Genomic DNA, 19,977 nt, shown 5'->3' with positions numbered 1-19,977 from the left:
GCGTAAATGAGATGGGAAGTTGAAACCCATCAAGCTGTCGACGGCGAAATCGAGGCGTTACCTTCCGGCCTTCAGGCGCGCCTCCTTCGTCTTTTGGAAGCCATCGAGAATGTTGGTCTCGAGAATTTGCGAGAGCCGCATGTCAAGCATCTCGAAGGCAAGCTTTGGGAACTCCGCGCCAAGGCGTCCGAAGGTATTGCCCGCGGCATCTATGTGACGGTGACCGGACGCAAGGTCGTGGTGCTGCATGTCTTCCTGAAGAAATCGCAGAAAACTCCGCCGCGAGCACTCGAAATAGCAAGGCAGCGCATGAAGGAGGTAAAACCATGACGAAGATCGCAGACCTCAAGAAGCAGCTGATGAAAAATCCCGAATTCCGCGAGGAATACGAGAAGGCGGACGCCGAATTCCGGCTTATCGAAGAGTTGGTGCGTGCCCGAACCAAGGCGAACCTGTCTCAGGCAGAGCTTGCCAAACGGATCGGCACCACACAGTCTGCCATTGCCAGGCTGGAGGGTGGCGGAGTTTCGCCTTCGCTGTCGACGCTTCGGCGGTATGCGGAGGCCACGGGATCGAAGCTGGAGATCAATCTGGTCTCTCATTGAAAACGCATGTGACCCGATATGCAAAAGGGCGCCGCGAGGCGCCCTTTCCACATCCGGATCAGTGCAGCGTCTGTCCGCCGGCCTTCTTCCGCTTGCGGGCGTTCCTCGCCACCATGTTGAGCACCTCGACGCCGGCGGAAAAGGCCATGGCGGCGTAGATGTAGCCCTTGGGCACATGCACGCCAAAACCTTCGACGATCAGGGTGCCGCCGATCATCAGCAGGAAGGCGAGCGCCAGCATGACGATGGTCGGGTTCTTTTCGATGAAGTTGGCGAGTGGCGTGGCGGCGAGCAGCATGACGGTGACGGCGGCGAGCACGGCGACTACCATGATCGGCAGATGCGGGGTCATGCCGACGGCGGTGATGATCGAGTCGATCGAGAAGACGAGGTCGAGCAGCAGGATCTGGCCGATCGCCGAGGCGAAGCTCATCTTGACCACATCCTTGCCGGCTCCGACGAGGTCTTCCTTGTGATCGTCGACGTCGACGGAGTGATGGATTTCCTTGGTCGCCTTGTAGACGAGGAAAAGGCCCCCGGCGATCAGGATCAGGTCCTTCCAGGAGAAGCCGTGGCCGAAGGCCTCGAAGATCGGGTTGGTGAGCTGAACGATCCAGGCGACGGTGCCGAGCAGGGCGAGACGCATGACGAGCGCCAAGCCGATGCCGATCTTGCGGGCGCGCTCGCGATTTTCCGGCGGCAGCTTGTTGGTGAGGATCGAGATGAAGATCAGGTTGTCGATGCCGAGCACGACCTCCATGACGACGAGGGTGACGAGCGCCACCCAGGCGGCCGGATCCTGAACCAGCGTGACGATATCCTGCATCAACATTCCTCTCTCTCAATCGCAAGGCGTAATTGCCGCCACGATTTAAGGACTGGAGACGCAAAGACAAGAGGAGGTTGCGCTACAACCTCCTGAAATCAGGCGTGTTCTCTGGTTTTTGTGGTCACGGAAGCGTTATGAACCCCGTATGCCGCCATAAACACCCGCATTGCACCCGTCACGACGCGGTCGATCTCGCTGAACGGCGGGACGTCGTCGAGGTCGCCGAAGAGGCGGAGCTTGAAGAATGTGCCGCTCGCCATGTCGATGAACTGACGGGCCGCAAGATCCGTGTCCTCCACCTTGAGATTGCCAAGCGCGACGTGCCGTTCGATGAAATCCTCGAGCACGGTGCGCACGTTCTGGGATGGCGAATTGAAGAAATGCCGGCAGAGGCTCGGCAGGCGATCGACGACGCCGATCACCGTACGCATTGCCTCGATCACCGGGGACGCGGTGATATGCGTCGCAAACCCCATGCCGAAACGGTAGAGGCCATCTTCGACTTCCTCACTGCCGGCGAGAATGTCGCGCATACGCAGCGTAATCCGTTCGCGCTCACGTGCCACCATCGCGCCGAACAGGTCTTCCTTGTTCTGGAAGTAGACGTAGATCGTCCCCTTCGAAACGCCTGCCTCGCGGGTAATGTCGTTCATGCTCGCCGCGTCGAAACCGAGCTTCATAAACACGCGCTTGGCGCCGTCGATGATCTGTTCCCGTTTCGCCGGATCCTCGCCCGCCGCGAAACGTGCGGCGGGAACCGGATCGGATCTTTCCAGTTTCCTTGTCTGCCTGGCCATTTCGATGCCCTTTTTTAACCTTTTCGAACCGAGCGGTTCGATTGCTCTTGATATGTGTCATCGATGGGTCTATGTCAAGCTCGCTGAACCGATCGGTTCGATGAAATAAGACGCTCCCAAGACGGTAGATAGAAGATGACGTCCTCTCAGAATTCCGGCGCATTGCGCGCCGTGACGGCGGAAAATGCTGGTCCTTCCGAGGCCGAAGCCCGAAAGGGCTCGCCAGCTGCTGAACACCCCGTGGCTGCCGAGGCGATTGCGGCTCCGGCTGCCGTCAAGGTGCCTGAAAAGAAGAAGCGTCGCGGTCTGCTGTTGCCTATCATCGCGCTTGCCCTCCTCGGTGGCGCTGGCTGGTATGGTTACAACTGGTGGATCGACGGTCGGTTCCTGGTTTCCACCGACGATGCCTATGTGGAAGGCAATATCGCCGTCATCTCGCCGAAGGTCTCGGGTTACGTCGCCAGGGTCAACGTGGTCGAGAACCAGTCCGTCAAGGCAGGCGATCCGCTCGTGACACTCGACGACGGCGACTATCAGCTGGCGCTGCGCAAGGCGCAGGCCGCGATCGAATCCGCCAATCTCGCGGTCTCCCGTATCGATGCGCAGATCGTCGGCGGCGAAGCGGCGCTGAAACAGGCCCAAGCCCAGCAGGGTGCCCTCGAGGCCGCCGTTCGCGGCGCCGAGATTACCCAGAAGCGTGCAACCAGCCTGCAGCAAAGCGCAGTCGGCACCGCCGCCTCGCTCGACAGCGCCCAGATCGCACTCGAACAGGCCCGCGCCAATCTCGTCGCCGGCCAGGCTGCGGTCGCCTCGGCGCAGGCCAATATCGGCCTCCTGCATGCGCAGCGCGATGAAGCGGTCAATACGATCCATACCCAGGAACTCGCTCGCGACCAGGCACAGCGCGACCTGAATTTCACGGTCCTGAAGGCGCCCTATGACGGCGTCATCGGCAATCTCTCGGTCCAGACCGGCGATCTGGTCTCGATCGGCAAGCGGCTCGCGTCTCTGGTGCCGCTGACCGAGCTCTATATCGAGGCGAATTTCAAGGAAACCCAGCTCGGCCACCTGCAGCCGGGTTCCAAGGTCCGCGTGCATGTGGACGCCTACGAGGATCACAACATCACGGGCACGGTCGTGTCGATCGCGCCAGCTTCGGGTGCCGTCTTCTCGATGCTGCCGCCGGAAAACGCGACCGGCAACTTCACCAAGGTCGTGCAGCGCGTTCCGGTTCGCATCTCGATCCCCAAGGAAGACCTCGAACGCCAGCACCTTCGCGCCGGCTTGAGCGTCGTCGTCGATGTGGATACCCGCACCGCCCCCGGAATCAGCGCCGTCGCTGCCAAGTAAAGAAACCAAGGAGAGCGGCCATGGCAGGAGCAACGGCCACGGCGGGTTCACCCCCTATGGCGATGCCGGCCGACCAGCCGATGGACAGACGCAAGCTCATCGCCTTCTTCGCGATGGTTTTCGGCATGTTCATGTCGATCCTCGACATCCAGATCGTCTCGGCCTCACTGGCGGAAATTCAGGCCGGCCTGTCCGCCGGCTCGGATGAAATCGCCTGGGTGCAGACCTCCTACCTGATCGCCGAAGTGATCATGATCCCGCTGTCGGGCACGCTTGCCCGCATCGTGTCGACGCGCATCCTGTTCTCCGTGTGCGCGGCGGGCTTCACGCTGGCCAGCATCCTGTGCGCCACTGCCACGAGTATCGACGAGATGATCGTCTATCGTGCCATCCAGGGCTTTATCGGCGGCGGCATGATCCCTTCGGTCTTCGCGGCGGCCTTCACCATCTTCCCGCCTTCGAAACGCAGCATCGTGTCGCCGATCATCGGCCTCGTCGCGACGCTTGCCCCGACGATCGGTCCGACGGTGGGCGGTTATCTTTCCAATTCGTTCTCCTGGCATTGGCTGTTCCTGGTCAACGTCATCCCCGGCATCATCGTCACTGCCGTCACCTTCACGCTGATCGATTTCGACAAGCCGCAGCTGCAATTGATGAAGAAGTTCGACTGGTGGGGGCTCGCCTCCATGGCCGTCTTCCTCGGCGCGCTGGAATACGTGCTCGAAGAGGGCAACAACAAGGACTGGTTCAGCGACGACAAGATCGTCATCGGCAGCGTCTTCATCGTCATCGGCGCCGTGGTGTTCTTCTGGCGCGCCTTCAAGGTCGAGTTCCCGATCGTCGATCTCAGGGCGTTCGGCAACGCCAATTTCGCCTTCGGCTCGCTGTTCTCCTTCATCATGGGCGTTGGGCTCTACGGGCTGACCTATCTCTATCCGCTCTATCTCGGTCGCATCCGCCACTATGATTCACTGATGATCGGGGAGACGATGTTCGTTTCCGGCATCGCCATGTTCGTCTCGGCGCCGCTCGTCGGACGGCTGTCGAACAGTGTCGATCTGCGCATCCTGATGGCGGTCGGTTTCGGCTCGTTTGCGGCAGGTACCTGGCTGATGACCGGCATCACGGCCGATTGGGACTTCTACGAATTGCTGCTGCCGCAGATCCTGCGCGGGTTCGGGATGATGATGTGCATGGTGCCGATCAGCAACATCGCGCTCGGCACGCTCGCGCCGCAACGTATCCAGGGTGCGTCGGGCCTCTTCAACCTGACCCGAAACCTCGGTGGCGCCGTCGGTCTCGCGGTCATCAATACCGCGCTGACCCAGCGTTCGGACGAGCACTACGCCCGGCTTTCCGAACACGTCAACTACGGCAATCCGGCTGCGATGAACTGGCTCGACAGCGTCGGCGCCAACTACAATTCTTTCGGCCTCGACGGCAGTACCGTGGCGCTCCAGAAGCTCTCCGGCATCATCACCCAGCAGGCCACGCTGCTTTCCTTCATGGATGTGTTCTTCGTCCTGACGGGACTGTTCGGCAGCCTGATCTTCTTCGTCTTCCTGATCGCCAAGCCAGGCCGCCCCGCCGGCGCCGGTGGCGGCGGGCACTGATTCCAAAATTCCACCGCCGGGAAGGGGGCCGCCACGCAAGTGACGGCCTTTTTCTTTAGCCTCCAGCCTTGCGTGAAACACGTACCTCAAATTTTGATTTACGTACCTCAGAATTTGCGCTAACACGGTCCGCGGAGGAGTTCATGAAGCCCACAGTCCACGACATCGCGAAGATCGCCGGCGTCAGCCTCGCCACCGTCGACCGGGTCCTCAACGGCCGGCCGGGCGTGCGTTCCGTCACCCGCGGCAAGGTCGAGGATGCGATCACCTCGCTCGGTTACGTGCGCGATCTCGCCGCCGCCAATCTTGCCAAGAGCCGGACCTATTCCTTCGTCTTCATCCTGCCGGCCAACGACAACTCCTTCATGATCGGCCTGCATGAGGAAGTCCGCGGCGCGGTTGTCCGCTCCAGCGCCGAACGCACCGTTATCCGCATCATCGACGTGCCGCCTTTCGATCCGGGCGCGCTGGTTGCCGTGCTTGAAACCTTGCTTGCCGAAAGGCCGGCCGGGGTCGCCTTCGTCGCGATCGACGCGCCGGAAGTCCGCGCCGTCGCCCGCCGTCTCACCGAGGCCGGCATCCCGATCGTAACTCTCGTATCGGACCTGCCGGATTCCTCCCGCGACCATTATGCGGGTATCGACAATATCGCTGCCGGCCGCACGGCGGGCAGCCTGATGGGGCGGTTCCTCAGCGGCCGCGAGTCGACCGTCGCCGTGCTTGCCGGATCGATGCTGGTGCGCGACCATCGCGAGCGGCTCGAAGGTTTTTCGACCGCCATCGCCCAGGCCTATCCGAACGTCCATATCCTGCCCGTCCTCGAAGGACGTGACGATCCGGGGCTTTCCGAGACGATGGTCGCGGAGGCGCTGCGCCGCAATGCCGACATCGCCGGCATCTACAGTCTCGGTGCCGGCAACCGCGGCCTTATCCGCGCGCTGCAGAAGGCGCACGGACCCCGCCGGCCGCTCGTCATCGCTCACGAGCTCACCGCCTCGACCCGCGCAGCGCTTTCGGACGGGGTCATCGACGCGGTTCTGAACCAGGATGCGGGCCACGAAGTCAGAAGCGCCATCCGCGTGCTGAAAGCCAAGGCCGACGGCCTGCCGGTGCTCGCCGCCCAGGAACGCATCCGCATCGACATTTTTCTGAAAGACAACCTGCCCTGAGAGCAGAATAGGGAGTAGCACCATGTATCTCGGTCTCGATCTCGGCACTTCGGGCGTCAAGGCTATGCTGATCGACGGCGATCAGAAGATCGTCGGTTCGGCGAGCGGCTCGCTCGACGTCTCGCGCCCGCATTCCGGCTGGTCGGAGCAGGATCCGGCCCACTGGATCCGTGCCACCGAAGAGGCCGTCGCCGGGCTCAAGGCGAAGTTCCCGAAGGAGCTTTCCGCCGTGAAGGGCATCGGCCTTTCCGGCCAGATGCACGGCGCGACGCTGCTGGATGCCGAAGACAAGGTGCTGCGCCCGTGCATCCTCTGGAACGACACGCGCTCCCATGTGGAAGCCGCAGCCCTCGATGCGAACCCGATCTTCCGCAAGCTCACCGGCAATATCGTCTTCCCGGGCTTCACTGCGCCGAAACTCGTCTGGGTCGCGAAGAACGAGCCCGACATCTTCGCGAAGGTCGCCAAGGTCCTGTTGCCCAAGGATTATCTGCGCCTCTGGCTGACCGGCGAGCACATGTCCGAAATGTCGGATTCGGCCGGCACGTCCTGGCTCGATACCGGCGCCCGCAAATGGTCGTCCGAATTGCTCGCCGCCACCGGTCTTTCCGAGCGTCAGATGCCGTCGCTGGTCGAGGGTACCGAACAGGCCGGCAAGCTGCGCGGCGAACTTTCCCACAAATGGGGGATGGGCGAGGGCGTCGTGATCGCCGGCGGGGCAGGCGACAATGCGGCATCCGCCTGCGGCATGGGCACGGTCGCGGAGGGCAATGCCTTCGTGTCGCTCGGCACGTCCGGCGTGCTGTTTGCCGCCAACGCCTCCTACCTGCCGAAGCCGGAAAGCGCCGTGCATGCCTTCTGCCACGCGCTGCCGAAAACCTGGCACCAGATGGGCGTCATCCTGTCGGCGACCGACGCGCTCAACTGGTATTCGCATATCGCGGCCAAGACCGCCGCCGAACTCACCCAGGAACTCGGCGATACGCTGAAGGCCCCGTCCGGCGTTACCTTCCTGCCTTACCTTTCCGGCGAGCGCACGCCGCACAATGATGCCGCGATCCGCGGCGCCTTCATCGGCCTGGAACACGAAAGCAGCCGCGCGGTGCTGACCCAGTCGGTGCTCGAAGGCGTCACCTTCGCCATCAGGGACAATCTCGAAGCCCTGAAATCCGCCGGCACCTCGATTTCCCGCGTCACCGCGATCGGCGGCGGCTCGCGCTCGCGCTACTGGCTGCAGTCGATCGCCACCTCGCTCGGCGTGCCGGTCGACATCCCGGCCGACGGCGATTTCGGCGCGGCCTTCGGTGCCGCCCGGCTCGGCCTGATCGCTGCGACAGGCGCCGATCCGGTTGCGGTCTGCTCGGCGCCGAGGACGGAGGAGACGATCGAGCCTGTCTCGGCGCTCTCGGGGGCTTACGAGAACGCATATGCCCGTTACCGGGCGCTCTATCCGGCGATCAAGTCGCTGGCGCATTGAACATACGCACGTTCGGGAGATGCGTTGAAAGACCCCTCCCCAACCCCTCCCCACAAGGGGGAGGGGCTTCATTGCCCCGAATTCCGCTTTCCCGATTGGGCAGGGCGGTGCCACCAGCGTTCTCCCCCCTTGTGGGGGAGATGCCGGCAGGCAGAAGGGGATCTTTGGCGCTCTCAAATACTCGATAGGAGAAACACCCCATGAGCACAGGCTTTTTCGGAGACATCCAGAAAATCAAATACGAAGGCCCGGACAGCACCAATCCGCTGGCCTTCCGCCACTACAACCCGGATGAGATCGTCGCGGGCAAGCGCATGGAGGATCATCTCCGCTTTGCCGTCGCCTATTGGCATACCTTCACCTGGCCGGGCGGCGATCCCTTCGGCGGCCAGACCTTCCAGCGCCCGTGGTTCTCGGACACGATGCAGGCTGCGAAGATGAAGGCCGACGTCGCCTTCGAATTCTTCCAGCTGCTCGGCGCACCCTTCTACTGCTTCCACGACGCCGACGTGCGTCCGGAAGGCAATAACTTTGCCGAGAACACCAAGAACCTCAACGAGATCGTCGATTATTTCGAAAAGAAGCAGGCCGAGACCGGCGTCAAGCTGCTTTGGGGCACGGCGAACCTGTTCTCCAACCGCCGCTATATGTCTGGCGCCGCCACCAATCCGGATCCGGACGTCTTTGCGTTCGCAGCAGCAACGGTAAAAACCTGCCTCGACGCAACCAAGCGCCTCGGCGGTACCAATTACGTGCTCTGGGGCGGCCGCGAAGGCTACGAGACGCTGCTCAACACCGACCTGTCCCGCGAGCTGGACCAGATGGGCCGCTTCCTCAACCTGGTGGTCGAATACAAGTACAAGATCGGCTTTGAAGGCACGATCCTGATCGAGCCGAAGCCGCAGGAGCCCACCAAGCACCAGTATGATTACGACGTCTCGACCGTCTACGCCTTCCTGCAGAAGAACGGCCTCGAGAAGGAAGTGAAGGTCAATATCGAGCAGGGCCACGCGATCCTCGCCGGCCATTCGTTCGAACACGAAATCGCCATGGCGAACGCCTTCGGCATTTTCGGTTCGATCGACATGAACCGCAACGACATGCAGTCCGGCTGGGATACCGACCAGTTCCCCAACAACGTGCCGGAAATGGCGCTCGCCTATTACCATGTGCTGGCCGGCGGCGGCTTCCAGAACGGCGGCACCAATTTCGATGCCAAACTGCGCCGCCAGTCGCTCGATCCGGAGGACCTCTTGATCGGCCATATCGGCGGCATGGATTGCTGCGCCCGCGGCATCAAGGCGGCGGCGAAGATGCTCGACGACGGCGCGCTCAAGGCTCCGCTCGATGCCCGCTACGAGAAGTGGGACAGCCCGGAATACCAGAAGATGCTGCGCGGCGAATACAAGCTCGACGACATCGCCTCCTGGGTCGAAAAGCAGAACATCAACCCGGAACCGAAGTCCGGCCGCCAGGAATACCTGGAAAACGTCGTCAATCGCTACGTTTGATAAGGCTCGCGTCCGCCCCTCACCCTAACCCTCTCCCCGCTTGCGGGGAGAGGGGACGTGCCCCGAGCACGGTCAAGAGGGGGGTAAGGCGTTGCGGTATATGTCCTTCTCCCCGTTCCGACGGGGAGAAGGTGGCGGCAGCCGGATGAGGGGCTGACGCTGCCATCGGAGAAGGCAACAACGCGATAACGACAACCGGCAGGAGGTTCGCGCAAAGTGGCCACACGTTCCCGTGCGAGCAGGGGAAATCTGCTTTACGTACCTCAGAATCTGGGCTAGCGTTCTCATCGGGAGGAGCTTGGGTGCAGATTATCATATACAGGCGTGCTGTCGGTAACGCAGCGGTCCGCTGTCGGGCCGTGCGTTGTTCTATGGCCACGGGTGGCGCGCGATGAGTTTTGCGGACACCAGCCCCGCCGTCCCGCTCTTCGAAGCGACCGGCCTTTCAAAGACATTCGGCGTCGTCGAGGTGCTGAAGGACATCAATATCAATGTCCGTGCCGGCGAGGTTCACGCCATCATCGGTGAAAACGGCGCCGGCAAGTCGACGCTGATGAAGATCATTGCCGGCAATCAGCCGCCGACCCGCGGCGAGATGAGAATAGACGGGGAGACCGTCAGTTTTTCCGGCCCGGTCGATGCGGAACATCGCGGCATCGTGCTGGTGCACCAGGAAATCCTGCTGGCTCCGGACCTGACCGTCGCCCAGAACATCTATCTCGGCCGCGAACTGCACAAGGGCGTCTTCATCGACGACCGCGCCATGAACGAGGGCGCCGCAAAAGCGATCCGCGGGCTCGGCAGCGACATCGACCCGAACACGATCGTCAGCCGCCTGTCGATCGCCCAGCGCCAGCTGGTGCAGATCGCCCGCGTTCTGCTGGTGCCGCACCGGATCGTCATCTTCGACGAGCCGACCGCGTCGCTGACGCCGCACGAGACCGAGGCGCTGCTGAAAGTCATCCGGCAGATCCGCGCCAAGGGTGTCGGGGTGCTCTACATTTCCCACCGCCTGCCGGAGGTGAAGGAGATCGCCGACCGGGTGACGGTGCTGCGCGACGGAAAGCTCGTCGCCAGCCATGACGTCAGCGAACTCCAGCCCGCCGACATGGCGAGGCTGATGGTCGGCCGCGACGTCGCGAAACTCTACCCGGATCGCCACGCGGCCGCCGCGCGTGAAACCGTGCTCGAAGTCGAGCATCTCAACGTCCCCGGTTTTGCGCAGGATGCCTCGTTCCAGCTGAGGAAAGGCGAGATCCTCGGTTTTGCCGGTCTCGTCGGAGCCGGCCGCACCGAATTGATGGAGGGCATGGTCGGCCTTCGCCCCAGCCGCGGCACGGTCCGCCATCTCGGCAAGCCGGTCAATTTCCGGGATGCGCATGCGAGCCTCAAGGCCGGCATCGTCTATCTTTCCGAAGACCGCAAGGGCAAGGGCCTGCTGCTCACCAAGGACCTGATCGTCAACCTGACGCTCGCCTCGCTCGGCAAGTTCATCGGCGCCCTGCAGATCGACCGCAAGCGCGAGAGTGCGGCGCTGGACAAGGCGATCCGCGATTTCGACATTCGTACCGGCCGCAAGGACATCCTCGCGGGCCAGCTTTCCGGGGGCAACCAGCAGAAACTGCTGCTCGCCAAGATGATGCTGCTCGATCCGTCGATCGTCATCATCGACGAGCCGACGCGCGGCATCGATATCGGCAACAAGGAACAGATCTACAAATTCATCGCCAATCTGGCAGAGGAGGGGCGTTCGATCATCGTCGTCTCCTCCGAAATGCCGGAACTGATCGGCATCTGCGATCGCATCCTGGTCATGCGCTCCGGCCGGATCGTTGGCGAAGTGACGGGGGACCACATGAACGAAAACGAGATCGTCGTGCTCGCCACGGGCGTCACCAAAGGGGAGGCCGCGTGATGGCGAATGTCGCGACCGAAACGGCCAAGGCGCCGAAGACCTCCAAGGACTGGGACATGGCGGCGGTGGCCCCGTTCATCGCCCTTGCCCTCCTTCTGGTGCTGGGTTATTTCGCCAACCCGAACTTCATGACGACCGCCAACCTTTTGAACGTCGTCACCCGTAGCTCCTTCATTGCAGTCATCGCGCTCGGCGCCACCTATGTGATCACCGCGGGCGGACTCGACCTTTCGGTCGGCGCCATGCTCGCCTTCGTCGCCAGCCTGATGATCCTGTTCCTCAACTCGGGGACGATCGCCGATCCGTCCATGGCGCTTGTCGCCGGCATGGCGCTGGCGATTGCGATTGGCGCGGTCTGCGGGCTCGCCAACGGCCTGATCACCACGATCGGCCGGATCGAGCCGTTCATCGCCACGCTCGGCACGATGGGCATTTATCGCGGCCTCACCACATGGCTCAGCCAGGGCGGCGCCATCACCGTGCGCGACCGCGATATTCTGGCGCTTTACCGGCCGGTCTATTCCGGCTCGTTCGTCGGCGTGCCGATCCCGATCATCGTCATCTTCGTCACCGCAGCCATCGCCGCCTTCGTGCTTTACCGTACCCGCTACGGCCGGCATGTCACGGCGGTCGGCTCCAACGAGGACGTGGCGCGCTATTCCGGTATTTCGATCAACCGGGTGCGCACCGTCACCTACGTCATCCAGGGGCTCTGCGTCGCGGTTGCGGTGCTGCTCTACGTGCCGCGCCTCGGCTCCACATCGGCGACGACCGGCAGCTTCTGGGAATTGCAGGCGATCACCGCCGTGGTCGTCGGCGGCACGGCGCTCCGGGGAGGGGTCGGCCGTATCTGGGGCACGATCTGCGGCGCCTTCATTCTGGAAATCGTCGGCAACATCATGCTGCTGTCCAATTTCGTCAGCGAATACCTGATCGGCGCCATCCAGGGAGCGATCATCATCATCGCCATGCTGGTTCAAAGGTCGCTGATGCGGAAATGAGGAGATTGACCGGGCTGATGGGTCGCGTCCGGTCTTCAAATAAAGGACCCTGATATTGTGGGAGAGAGAAACAATGCGCAGACAAATTTTGGGACTGGCCGTGGCGTCGCTGGCGCTTCTCGCCGGCACGGCATTCGCCCAGGACAAGAAGGTGACGATCGGCGTTTCCATTCCGGCTGCCGACCATGGCTGGACCGCCGGCGTCGTATTCCATGCGGAACGCGTCGCCAAGCTCCTGATGAAGGAACATCCGGGGCTCAACGTCATCGTCAAGACCTCGCCGGATGCGGCAAGCCAGGCCAACGCCGTGCAGGATCTCGCGGTCCAGGGCCTCGACGCGCTGGTCATCCTGCCGTCCGACCCGGATCCGCTTGTCAACGCCATCCAGCAGGTCAAGGACAAGGGCACGTTCGTGGCGCTCGTCGACCGCGCGCCTTCGGTCAACGACAGCACCATCCGTGACCTCTATGTCGCCGGTAACAACCCGGCGCTCGGCCAGGTCGCCGGTGAGTACATCAAGAAGACCACGCCGGAAGCCCAGGTCGTGGTCATCCGCGGTCTGCCGATCCCGATCGACCAGCAGCGCCAGGACGGCTTCGACAAGGGCATTGCCGGCTCCAAGGTGAAGGTCCTCGATCGCCAGTTCGGCAACTGGAGCCGCGACGACGCGTTCAAGGTCATGCAGGACTACCTTACCAAGTACCCGAAGATCGACGTGGTCTGGTGCCAGGACGACGACATGGCCGTCGGCGTTCTCGAAGCCATCGCCCAGGCCAAGCGCACCGACATCAAGTATGTCGTCGGCGGCGCGGGCTCCAAGGACATGGTCAAGAAGGTCATGGACGGCGACAAGATGATCCCGGTCGATGTTCTCTATCCGCCGGCAATGGTGGCGACCGCCATGGAACTCACCGCCGGCAATTTCTACGACAAGGTTCCGGTCAGCGGCACCTACATCCTTGACGCCACGCTGGTGACGAAGGACAACGCCAAGAACTTCTACTTCCCGGATTCGCCGTTCTGATCAGCAATAACGCGGCGCCCGTTTTTCGCGGGCGCCGCCCGCCCCAATCACCCTCACCCCTGTGCTTGTCACAGGGATCCAGCGCACCCAAGTCCTTGGGTGCCAAAGACTCTTTTCACGGCGCGGATGCGCCGTGGCTGGATTCCTGTGACAAACACAGGAATGAGGGGTGAGGGTTGTTCCCGACCAACTGCATGTAGCCGAAGAGGAAACATCATGAAGACGATCAAGGGCCCGGCCATCTTTCTCGGCCAGTTCGCGGGCGATGCGGCGCCGTTCAACACCTGGGACGGGATCACCAAATGGGCGGCCGACAAGGGTTATCTCGGCGTGCAGGTGCCGACCTGGGCCGGCCAGCTCATCGATCTGAAAAAGGCCGCCTCCTCCAAGGATTATTGCGACGAATTTGCCGGCGTGGCGCGGGCGAACGGCGTCGAGGTGACGGAGCTTTCGACCCACCTGCAGGGCCAGCTCGTCGCCGTGCACCCGGCCTATGACGAGGGGTTCGATGGTTTCGCCGCACCCGAAGTGCGCGGCAATCCGAAGGCACGCCAGGCCTGGGCCGTCGAGCAGGTGAAGATGGCGATCACGGCCTCGAAGCATCTCGGCATCAAGGCGCATGCGACCTTTTCCGGCGCGCTTGCCTGGCCCTACATGTATCCGTGGCCGCAGCGCCCGGCCGGCCTCGTCGAGACCGCCTTCGATGAACTCGCCAGGCGCTGGACGCCGATCCTCGACCATGCCGATTCCTGCGGCGTCGACGTCTGTTACGAAATCCATCCGGGCGAGGACCTGCATGACGGCGTCACCTTCGAGATGTTCCTGGAGCGGGTGAAGAACCATCCGCGCGCCAACATGCTCTACGACCCGTCGCACTATGTGCTGCAATGCCTCGACTATCTCGACAACATCGACATCTACAAGGACCGGATCAAGATGTTCCACGTCAAGGACGCGGAATTCAATCCGACCGGCCGGCAGGGCGTCTATGGCGGCTACCAGGGCTGGGTTGGCCGCGCCGGCCGCTTCCGCTCGCCCGGCGACGGCCAGGTCGATTTCGGCTCGATCTTCTCGAAGATGGCCGCCAACGATTTCGACGGCTGGGCCGTGGTCGAATGGGAATGCGCGCTGAAGAATTCCGAGGACGGAGCCCGCGAAGGCGCCGAATTCGTCAAGGCACACATCATCCGCGTTACCGACAAGGCGTTCGACGACTTTGCGTCGGGCGGTACCGACGAGGCGGCGAACCGGCGGATGCTGGGACTCTAGGCCCGGCGTCGGCTGCGCGGATGCCGCCCCTCACCCTCTCCCCGCGGGCGGGGAGAGGGGACTTGCCACGTGCAACGCTGGAGAGGGACGGAAACGTCGCGGCACCCGTCCTTCTCCCCGTCAGAGCGGGGAGAAGGTGCCCGGCAGGGCGGATGAGGGGCATCCCACACGGAGATGAGCTTGAGATACCTAACAAGTTGGGTTATGGATGCATGGTCACCGTCTTGCGGCAGCACGGCCTGCGGTTCGTCATCTATACTGCGGACCATGAGCCCCCTCATGTGCATGTCTATGGCGACGGGGAAGCGCGGATCGATATCGAGACACTGAAGGTCATGACCCAGGGCGGGATGTCCGACCGAGACGTTCGCCGAGCTGCCGAGGTGATCGAGGCCAACCGGCAGTTATTCCGGGAGACGTGGAGAAAATACCATGGTTGAGATCACGGATGCCGAACTCACCCAGGCAAAACGGCGGTGGGATACGGAGCGGGCGCAAAGGCCCGTGCCAGTCTCCGTTCGTTTCGACGCGCCTTCGGGCCGCATCGTTGTTGAGTTCATCAACGGGGCCGCTTTCATGGTCCCCGCCCGTTCGCTGGAAGGCCTAACGGAGGCAGCGGATGAGCAACTGGCCGAAGTCGAGCTGCTCGGGGAAACCGGCCTGCATTGGGAAAGCCTCGATGTGGACTATTCGATTTCAGGTCTCATGAGTGGCGTCTTCGGCAGCCGAACCTTCATGGAAGCACAACGCCGCGGCGGACAATCCAAGTCGCCGGCAAAGATTGCCGCAAGCCGCGCCAACGGCGCCAAGGGCGGCCGGCCGCGCAAAGTCATCAAGGGTTCCTGACTGCCAGGCAGCCCCATCTACATTCAATTTTCTAGGAGAAAATATCATGGCAATTGAAGGCAAGGACGAACAGGCGCGGGAGCCGCGCATCCGGCTCGGCATGGTCGGCGGCGGGGCGGGCGCGTTCATCGGGGCGGTGCATCGCATGGCGGCGAGACTGGACGACCAGTTCGACCTGGTGGCCGGCGCGCTCTCGTCGACGCCGGAAAAGGCGATCGCTTCGGGCCGCGATCTCGGGCTGGATCCTTCTCGCACCTACGGCTCCTACAAGGAGATGGCGATCCGCGAGGCGCGTCTGAAGGACGGCATCGAGGCGGTGTCGATCGTCACGCCGAACCATGTGCATTACGAGGCGGCCAAGGAGTTTCTGAAGCGCGGCATTCACGTCATCTGCGACAAGCCGCTGACTTCCAACCTCGCCGATGCGAAGAAGCTGAAGAAGGCGGCCGACGAGAGCGATGCGCTGTTCATCCTCACCCACAATTACACCGGATACCCGATGGTGCGGCAGGCCCGTGAAATGATCGCCAACGGCGATCTCGGAAAGATCCGCGTCGTACAGGTCGAATATCCGCAGGACTGGCTGACCGAGGCCGTCGAGCAGACCGGTGCCAAGCAGGCCGTCTGGCGCACCGATCCGGCCCAGTCGGGCGCTGGCGGTTCGACCGGCGATATCGGCACGCACGCCTATAACCTCGCCGCCTTCGTCACCGGGCTGACGCTCGAAAGTCTTGCGGCCGATCTCGACAGTTTCGTCGAAGGCCGCCGGCTCGACGACAACGCGCATGTGATGCTGCGCTACGAGGGCGGCGCCAAGGGCATGCTCTGGTGCAGCCAGGTGGCGCCCGGCCATGAGAACGGTCTGAAGATCCGCGTCTACGGCACCAAGGGCGGCATCGAATGGGTGCAGGCGGATCCGAACTATCTGTGGTTCACGCCGTTCGGCGAGCCGAAGCGGCTGATCACCCGCAACGGCGCCGGGTCCGGTGCCGCGGCGGGCCGCGTCAGCCGCATCCCGTCCGGTCATCCGGAAGGTTATCTCGAAGCCTTCGCGACCATCTACACGGAAGCCGCCCGCGCCATCAACGCCGTCAAGAAGGGAGGAGCGATCGACAAGGCGGTGATCTATCCGACGGTGGATGACGGGGTGAAGGGGGTCGCGTTCGTCGAAGCCTGCGTCGCGTCTTCGAAGAAGAACGGGGCGTGGGTGAAGCTTTAGGCGCCTTACGTCTCAGGCCAAAATATCGCCCACCAGCGCGCCGGCCGGGATGTGCCACGCCCGGCTGATCTTCCTGATCTGGTCGAGATTGATCTCGCGCCGGCCGTTCAGCAGGTCGGCGGCGCGGGATTTCGAACCGACGATCTCGATCAGGTCGGCGCGCGTGTAGTTGTTGGCCTCCATGACTGATTTCAGCACCTCGACTGGAGAGGCCTGCGGAATAGGATAATGCTTGGCCTCGTATTCCTCGATCAGCAGTACGAGCGCATCGAAATGGGCGGCTTCGATCGTCCCGGCTTCCGGTTCATTTTCGAAATAGGGCCGCACGGATTTCAACGCGGCCTCGTATTCCGTCTCATCGATCAGGGTCCGTACAGAATCGATATCCATTTCGTCAGGCCTTCAAAAGTTCTGCCACGTCGATGCGATCATATTCGGCGTGGGTTCCGACAAACAGGATGAAGACCCGTTGGGTTCGGAAGCCGATCAGCGCAACCACGCAATACTTGTTGCCACCGACATCAAAAACGATCTTTCCGCCGGAGACATAATCCGCTGAATTGAACGTCGCCTTCACGTCAGCGAAATTACTCCAGGCAGCGTTCGAAACGGTCGTATACCAGTCCGTCATTGCCGCCTCGGCGATTGCCCGTGGTCCCTTCGGCAGCCGCTGGCAGAATTTCACGATGGTCGACTTCGCTATGACACGCATCGCACTTTTGTACATCATGTTCCCAATTTGGAAACAAGGCTGGCGTCAAGTGCGAAGTCGCTCAAGCCTGCTCGAAGGGCAGGCTGCGGCCCTGCAACGTTTCAGAATTCCCACATAAGCCTGTACAACCGCGCGCCGCTTGGTTAAACCGCCGCGAAAGATGGTCCTGCAGGCCACGTGCAACCAGAAGGGCGGCATCCGATGAGCAATTCCCAGACCCGCAATCCCAAAACGCCCGATCCCAAGAAGTTTGCGGCCGGGTTCCCCGGTGATTTCCTGTTCGGCGTTGCGACAGCGTCCTATCAGATCGAAGGTTCGACCAAGGCAGATGGGCGGAAACCCTCCATCTGGGATGCGTTTTCCAACATGCCGGGCCGGGTCTATCAGGCACATAACGGCGACGTCGCCTGCGATCATTACAATCGCTGGGAGCAGGATCTCGATCTCATCCAGGAAATGGGTGTCGAAGCCTATCGTTTCTCGATCGCCTGGCCGCGCATCATTCCGGAAGGCACCGGCCGGATCAACGAGCAAGGGCTGGATTTCTACGACCGGCTGATCGACGGCTGCAAGGCGCGCGGCATCAAGACCTATGCGACGCTCTATCACTGGGACCTGCCGCTTTCGCTGATGGGTGACGGCGGCTGGGCGGCGCGTTCGACGGCCTACGCCTTCCAACGATATGCCAAGGTGGTGATGGCGCGGCTTGGCGACCGGCTCGATGCGGTGGCGACCTTCAACGAACCCTGGTGCATCGTCTGGCTTTCGCATCTCTACGGCATCCATGCGCCGGGCGAGAAGAACATGCAGGCGGCGCTTCATGCCATGCACCACGTCAATCTCGCCCACGGCCTCGGCGTCGAGGCGATCCGGCACGTGACGCCGAATGTGCCGGTCGGTACCGTCATCAACGCCGCGTCGATCATCGCCGGCTCCGACAGCCCGGCCGATCTCGCAGCCGCCGAGCGCGCTCATCAGTTCCACAACGGCGCCTTCTTCGATCCGGTGTTCAAGGGCGAATATCCTCAAGCATTTCTGGAAGCGCTCGGGGATCGGATGCCGGTCGTCGAGGAAGGAGATCTCAAGATCATCAGCCAGAAGCTCGACTGGTGGGGGCTCAACTACTACAAGCCCGACCGCGTCCATGCCGATGCCGAACGTAAAGGCGATTTCCCCTGGACGGTCGAGGCCAAGCCCGCCAGCGACGTCAAGACGGATATCGGCTGGGAAGTCTATGCGCCGGGGCTGAAGCTGCTGGTCGAGGATCTCTACCGCCGCTACGAGCTGCCGGATTGCTACATCACCGAGAACGGCGCCTGCTACAACATGGAGCCCGTGGGCGGCGAGGTGGATGATCAGCCGCGTCTGGACTATTATGTCGAGCACCTCTCCGTGGTCGCCGATCTGATCAAGGACGGCTATCCGATGAAGGGGTATTTCGCCTGGAGCCTGATGGACAATTTCGAGTGGGCGGAGGGCTACCGGATGCGGTTCGGCCTCGTGCACGTCAACTACGAGACCCAGGAACGGACGATCAAGAAAAGCGGCAAGTGGTATCGCGAACTGGCGGCGCAATTCCCGAGGGGCAACCACAAGTCCGGATAAATTCGAAGATCCTTTTTTAAGGGATGCTGTGATACCGATCGCATCTTTCTTGCTGGAGATGATGCGATGGCTGGTTGTGCGGGATGCCGCGATGGGGAAGGTTTCGAAATCCCGTTTTCCATGGCTTTCCAGCCGATCGTCGATCTGCGAACCGGCAAGGTCTTTGCCCAGGAGGCCCTGGTTCGCGGGCTGGGCGGCGAGGGGGCCATGTCGGTCCTGTCGCAGGTAACCGAGCATAACCGCTATGCCTTCGATCAGCAGTGCCGCGTGAAGGCCATCCAGCTCGCGGCGCGACTGGGCGCCGGTTCCCCGGATACCAAGCTTTCCATCAATTTCATGCCGAACGCCGTCTACGAGCCGCGGGCCTGTATCCGGTTGACGCTTGCGACCGCCATGCAGGCGGGTTTTCCGCTGGATCGCATCATCTTCGAGTTTACCGAGGGCGAGCAGGTGGATGTGAAACATCTCCTGAATATTCTGCGCACCTACAAGGACATGGGCTTCAAGACGGCGATCGACGATTTCGGCGCCGGTTATTCCGGGCTCAACCTGCTTTCACAATTCCAGCCGGATATCGTCAAGCTCGACATGGAACTGATCCGGGGTATCGATGCCGATCCCGCCAAGCGCGTGGTCGTCAAGCATACCCTCGCCATGCTGGCCGAATTCGGGGTCGTCGCCGTCTGCGAAGGGGTGGAAACCCAAGATGAACTCAAGGTCCTGCGCGATCTGGGCGTGTCGCTGGTGCAGGGCTACATCTTCAGCCGGCCGGCGTTCGAAAGCTTTGCGAGCCCGGAGATAAAATTCGCGTCGTGACGCGGGTTGCTGCCTGTTTCCGCCCGAATATTTTCCATCCCGGACAAAATCTGGAAATTCCTTTCTCGGCTCCGCCACGCCGCGATGCAATAAGAGCACCGGATGCCGTCGTGTGGCGGCTGCGTGTGGACGAGACATGGGCAGACTATTATATCGGCGTGTGAGCCGTCGAATGTGTGACTGATCAGCGGCATGTCCCCTTGTGTCACCGTTGCGCCG

The 19,977-nt window shown here is 62.2% G+C and carries 20 protein-coding genes; 16 read left to right on the top strand and 4 right to left on the bottom strand.

Annotation, left to right across the window (positions count from 1 at the left end; genetic code table 11):
• The first annotated feature begins 6 nt into the window (after nucleotides 1-6).
• Together ACSQ8R_RS14980 and ACSQ8R_RS14975 are read left to right on the top strand one after the other, a co-directional pair.
• Nucleotides 7-330: a type II toxin-antitoxin system RelE/ParE family toxin gene (locus ACSQ8R_RS14980; protein ID WP_436254100.1), complete on the top strand. Its 324-nt coding sequence runs from the start codon at nucleotides 7-9 to the stop codon at nucleotides 328-330.
• Nucleotides 327-605, top strand: coding sequence for a helix-turn-helix domain-containing protein (locus tag ACSQ8R_RS14975; protein ID WP_436254099.1), 279 nt, complete (start codon nucleotides 327-329; stop codon nucleotides 603-605). The genes ACSQ8R_RS14980 and ACSQ8R_RS14975 overlap by 4 nt, the downstream gene beginning before the upstream one ends.
• A gap of 58 nt (nucleotides 606-663) precedes the next feature.
• Here the strand turns inward: ACSQ8R_RS14975 and ACSQ8R_RS14970 are convergent, their stop codons facing one another.
• Together ACSQ8R_RS14970 and ACSQ8R_RS14965 are read right to left on the bottom strand one after the other, a co-directional pair.
• Nucleotides 664-1,431, bottom strand: a complete 768-nt coding sequence (locus tag ACSQ8R_RS14970) for a TerC family protein (RefSeq protein WP_436254098.1) — start codon at nucleotides 1,429-1,431, stop codon at nucleotides 664-666.
• 98 nt (nucleotides 1,432-1,529) lie between these two features.
• Nucleotides 1,530-2,231, bottom strand: a complete 702-nt coding sequence (locus ACSQ8R_RS14965; protein ID WP_436254097.1) for a TetR/AcrR family transcriptional regulator — start codon at nucleotides 2,229-2,231, stop codon at nucleotides 1,530-1,532.
• A 135-nt stretch (nucleotides 2,232-2,366) separates the two neighbouring features.
• Between ACSQ8R_RS14965 and ACSQ8R_RS14960 the strand changes: the two genes are divergently transcribed.
• The 12 genes from ACSQ8R_RS14960 (at nucleotide 2,367) to ACSQ8R_RS14905 (ending at nucleotide 16,625) form a co-directional block, all read left to right on the top strand.
• Complete coding sequence (locus ACSQ8R_RS14960; RefSeq protein WP_436254096.1) at nucleotides 2,367-3,581, top strand: HlyD family secretion protein; 1,215 nt, start codon at nucleotides 2,367-2,369, stop codon at nucleotides 3,579-3,581.
• A 20-nt stretch (nucleotides 3,582-3,601) separates the two neighbouring features.
• A complete protein-coding gene (locus tag ACSQ8R_RS14955; protein ID WP_436254095.1) occupies nucleotides 3,602-5,194 on the top strand; it encodes a DHA2 family efflux MFS transporter permease subunit in 1,593 nt (530 codons plus the stop codon).
• Nucleotides 5,195-5,337: 143 nt separating this feature from the next.
• Nucleotides 5,338-6,363, top strand: a complete 1,026-nt coding sequence (locus ACSQ8R_RS14950) for a LacI family DNA-binding transcriptional regulator (protein ID WP_436254094.1) — start codon at nucleotides 5,338-5,340, stop codon at nucleotides 6,361-6,363.
• Nucleotides 6,364-6,385: 22 nt separating this feature from the next.
• Entirely contained in the window at nucleotides 6,386-7,840 is a 1,455-nt protein-coding gene (gene xylB, locus ACSQ8R_RS14945) for a xylulokinase (RefSeq protein WP_436254093.1), read from the top strand.
• Nucleotides 7,841-8,040: 200 nt separating this feature from the next.
• Nucleotides 8,041-9,351: a xylose isomerase gene (gene xylA / locus ACSQ8R_RS14940; RefSeq protein WP_436254092.1), complete on the top strand. Its 1,311-nt coding sequence runs from the start codon at nucleotides 8,041-8,043 to the stop codon at nucleotides 9,349-9,351.
• Between the two features lie 391 nt (nucleotides 9,352-9,742).
• A complete protein-coding gene (locus ACSQ8R_RS14935; RefSeq protein ID WP_436254091.1) occupies nucleotides 9,743-11,266 on the top strand; it encodes a sugar ABC transporter ATP-binding protein in 1,524 nt (507 codons plus the stop codon).
• Nucleotides 11,266-12,267 (top strand): ABC transporter permease, encoded by a 1,002-nt coding sequence (locus ACSQ8R_RS14930; protein WP_436254090.1) that lies wholly within the window; start codon nucleotides 11,266-11,268, stop codon nucleotides 12,265-12,267. The genes ACSQ8R_RS14935 and ACSQ8R_RS14930 overlap by 1 nt, the downstream gene beginning before the upstream one ends.
• Nucleotides 12,268-12,340: 73 nt before the next feature.
• Nucleotides 12,341-13,291 (top strand): substrate-binding domain-containing protein, encoded by a 951-nt coding sequence (locus ACSQ8R_RS14925; RefSeq protein WP_436254089.1) that lies wholly within the window; start codon nucleotides 12,341-12,343, stop codon nucleotides 13,289-13,291.
• A 216-nt stretch (nucleotides 13,292-13,507) separates the two neighbouring features.
• Entirely contained in the window at nucleotides 13,508-14,560 is a 1,053-nt protein-coding gene (locus tag ACSQ8R_RS14920) for a sugar phosphate isomerase/epimerase family protein (RefSeq protein ID WP_436254088.1), read from the top strand.
• A gap of 212 nt (nucleotides 14,561-14,772) precedes the next feature.
• The gene (locus tag ACSQ8R_RS14915; RefSeq protein WP_436254087.1) at nucleotides 14,773-15,000 is read left to right on the top strand and encodes a DUF4160 domain-containing protein; all 228 of its coding nucleotides are present in this window, start codon (nucleotides 14,773-14,775) and stop codon (nucleotides 14,998-15,000) included.
• Nucleotides 14,993-15,406 (top strand): DUF2442 domain-containing protein, encoded by a 414-nt coding sequence (locus ACSQ8R_RS14910; protein ID WP_436254086.1) that lies wholly within the window; start codon nucleotides 14,993-14,995, stop codon nucleotides 15,404-15,406. Before ACSQ8R_RS14915 ends, ACSQ8R_RS14910 begins: the two co-directional genes overlap by 8 nt.
• Before the next feature lie 46 nt (nucleotides 15,407-15,452).
• Nucleotides 15,453-16,625 carry a Gfo/Idh/MocA family protein gene (locus tag ACSQ8R_RS14905; protein WP_436254085.1) on the top strand — a complete coding sequence of 391 codons (1,173 nt, stop codon included), beginning with the start codon at nucleotides 15,453-15,455 and terminating at the stop codon, nucleotides 16,623-16,625.
• Between the two features lie 12 nt (nucleotides 16,626-16,637).
• Here the strand turns inward: ACSQ8R_RS14905 and ACSQ8R_RS14900 are convergent, their stop codons facing one another.
• Together ACSQ8R_RS14900 and ACSQ8R_RS14895 are read right to left on the bottom strand one after the other, a co-directional pair.
• Nucleotides 16,638-17,015, bottom strand: a complete 378-nt coding sequence (locus ACSQ8R_RS14900; protein WP_436254084.1) for a helix-turn-helix domain-containing protein — start codon at nucleotides 17,013-17,015, stop codon at nucleotides 16,638-16,640.
• A 4-nt stretch (nucleotides 17,016-17,019) separates the two neighbouring features.
• Complete coding sequence (locus tag ACSQ8R_RS14895) at nucleotides 17,020-17,337, bottom strand: type II toxin-antitoxin system HigB family toxin (RefSeq protein WP_436254083.1); 318 nt, start codon at nucleotides 17,335-17,337, stop codon at nucleotides 17,020-17,022.
• A gap of 201 nt (nucleotides 17,338-17,538) precedes the next feature.
• Between ACSQ8R_RS14895 and ACSQ8R_RS14890 the strand changes: the two genes are divergently transcribed.
• Together ACSQ8R_RS14890 and ACSQ8R_RS14885 are read left to right on the top strand one after the other, a co-directional pair.
• Nucleotides 17,539-18,942 carry a GH1 family beta-glucosidase gene (locus tag ACSQ8R_RS14890; protein WP_436254082.1) on the top strand — a complete coding sequence of 468 codons (1,404 nt, stop codon included), beginning with the start codon at nucleotides 17,539-17,541 and terminating at the stop codon, nucleotides 18,940-18,942.
• 66 nt (nucleotides 18,943-19,008) lie between these two features.
• Nucleotides 19,009-19,758 (top strand): EAL domain-containing protein, encoded by a 750-nt coding sequence (locus ACSQ8R_RS14885; protein WP_436254081.1) that lies wholly within the window; start codon nucleotides 19,009-19,011, stop codon nucleotides 19,756-19,758.
• The last annotated feature ends 219 nt before the right edge of the window (nucleotides 19,759-19,977 follow it).

This window comes from Neorhizobium sp. LjRoot104 (assembly GCF_964253725.1).
GTDB lineage: Bacteria > Pseudomonadota > Alphaproteobacteria > Rhizobiales > Rhizobiaceae > Neorhizobium.
This window is presented reverse-complemented; position numbering and strand designations above follow the sequence as displayed.

Excerpts from the sequence above, each read along its gene's own strand:
- ACSQ8R_RS14980 (WP_436254100.1), top strand. The coding sequence starts at position 7 with ATGAGATGGGAAGTTGAAACCCATCAAGCTGTCGACGGCGAAATCGAG.
- ACSQ8R_RS14965 (WP_436254097.1), bottom strand. The coding sequence starts at position 2,231 with ATGGCCAGGCAGACAAGGAAACTGGAAAGATCCGATCCGGTTCCCGCC.
- ACSQ8R_RS14895 (WP_436254083.1), bottom strand. The coding sequence starts at position 17,337 with ATGCGTGTCATAGCGAAGTCGACCATCGTGAAATTCTGCCAGCGGCTG.
- ACSQ8R_RS14905 (WP_436254085.1), top strand. The coding sequence starts at position 15,453 with ATGGCAATTGAAGGCAAGGACGAACAGGCGCGGGAGCCGCGCATCCGG.
- ACSQ8R_RS14920 (WP_436254088.1), top strand. The coding sequence starts at position 13,508 with ATGAAGACGATCAAGGGCCCGGCCATCTTTCTCGGCCAGTTCGCGGGC.
- ACSQ8R_RS14955 (WP_436254095.1), top strand. The coding sequence starts at position 3,602 with ATGGCAGGAGCAACGGCCACGGCGGGTTCACCCCCTATGGCGATGCCG.
- ACSQ8R_RS14975 (WP_436254099.1), top strand. The coding sequence starts at position 327 with ATGACGAAGATCGCAGACCTCAAGAAGCAGCTGATGAAAAATCCCGAA.
- ACSQ8R_RS14925 (WP_436254089.1), top strand. The coding sequence starts at position 12,341 with ATGCGCAGACAAATTTTGGGACTGGCCGTGGCGTCGCTGGCGCTTCTC.
- ACSQ8R_RS14930 (WP_436254090.1), top strand. The coding sequence starts at position 11,266 with ATGGCGAATGTCGCGACCGAAACGGCCAAGGCGCCGAAGACCTCCAAG.
- ACSQ8R_RS14915 (WP_436254087.1), top strand. The coding sequence starts at position 14,773 with ATGGTCACCGTCTTGCGGCAGCACGGCCTGCGGTTCGTCATCTATACT.
- ACSQ8R_RS14950 (WP_436254094.1), top strand. The coding sequence starts at position 5,338 with ATGAAGCCCACAGTCCACGACATCGCGAAGATCGCCGGCGTCAGCCTC.
- ACSQ8R_RS14900 (WP_436254084.1), bottom strand. The coding sequence starts at position 17,015 with ATGGATATCGATTCTGTACGGACCCTGATCGATGAGACGGAATACGAG.
- ACSQ8R_RS14960 (WP_436254096.1), top strand. The coding sequence starts at position 2,367 with ATGACGTCCTCTCAGAATTCCGGCGCATTGCGCGCCGTGACGGCGGAA.
- xylB (WP_436254093.1), top strand. The coding sequence starts at position 6,386 with ATGTATCTCGGTCTCGATCTCGGCACTTCGGGCGTCAAGGCTATGCTG.
- ACSQ8R_RS14885 (WP_436254081.1), top strand. The coding sequence starts at position 19,009 with ATGGCTGGTTGTGCGGGATGCCGCGATGGGGAAGGTTTCGAAATCCCG.
- ACSQ8R_RS14970 (WP_436254098.1), bottom strand. The coding sequence starts at position 1,431 with ATGCAGGATATCGTCACGCTGGTTCAGGATCCGGCCGCCTGGGTGGCG.
- ACSQ8R_RS14935 (WP_436254091.1), top strand. The coding sequence starts at position 9,743 with ATGAGTTTTGCGGACACCAGCCCCGCCGTCCCGCTCTTCGAAGCGACC.
- xylA (WP_436254092.1), top strand. The coding sequence starts at position 8,041 with ATGAGCACAGGCTTTTTCGGAGACATCCAGAAAATCAAATACGAAGGC.
- ACSQ8R_RS14890 (WP_436254082.1), top strand. The coding sequence starts at position 17,539 with ATGAGCAATTCCCAGACCCGCAATCCCAAAACGCCCGATCCCAAGAAG.
- ACSQ8R_RS14910 (WP_436254086.1), top strand. The coding sequence starts at position 14,993 with ATGGTTGAGATCACGGATGCCGAACTCACCCAGGCAAAACGGCGGTGG.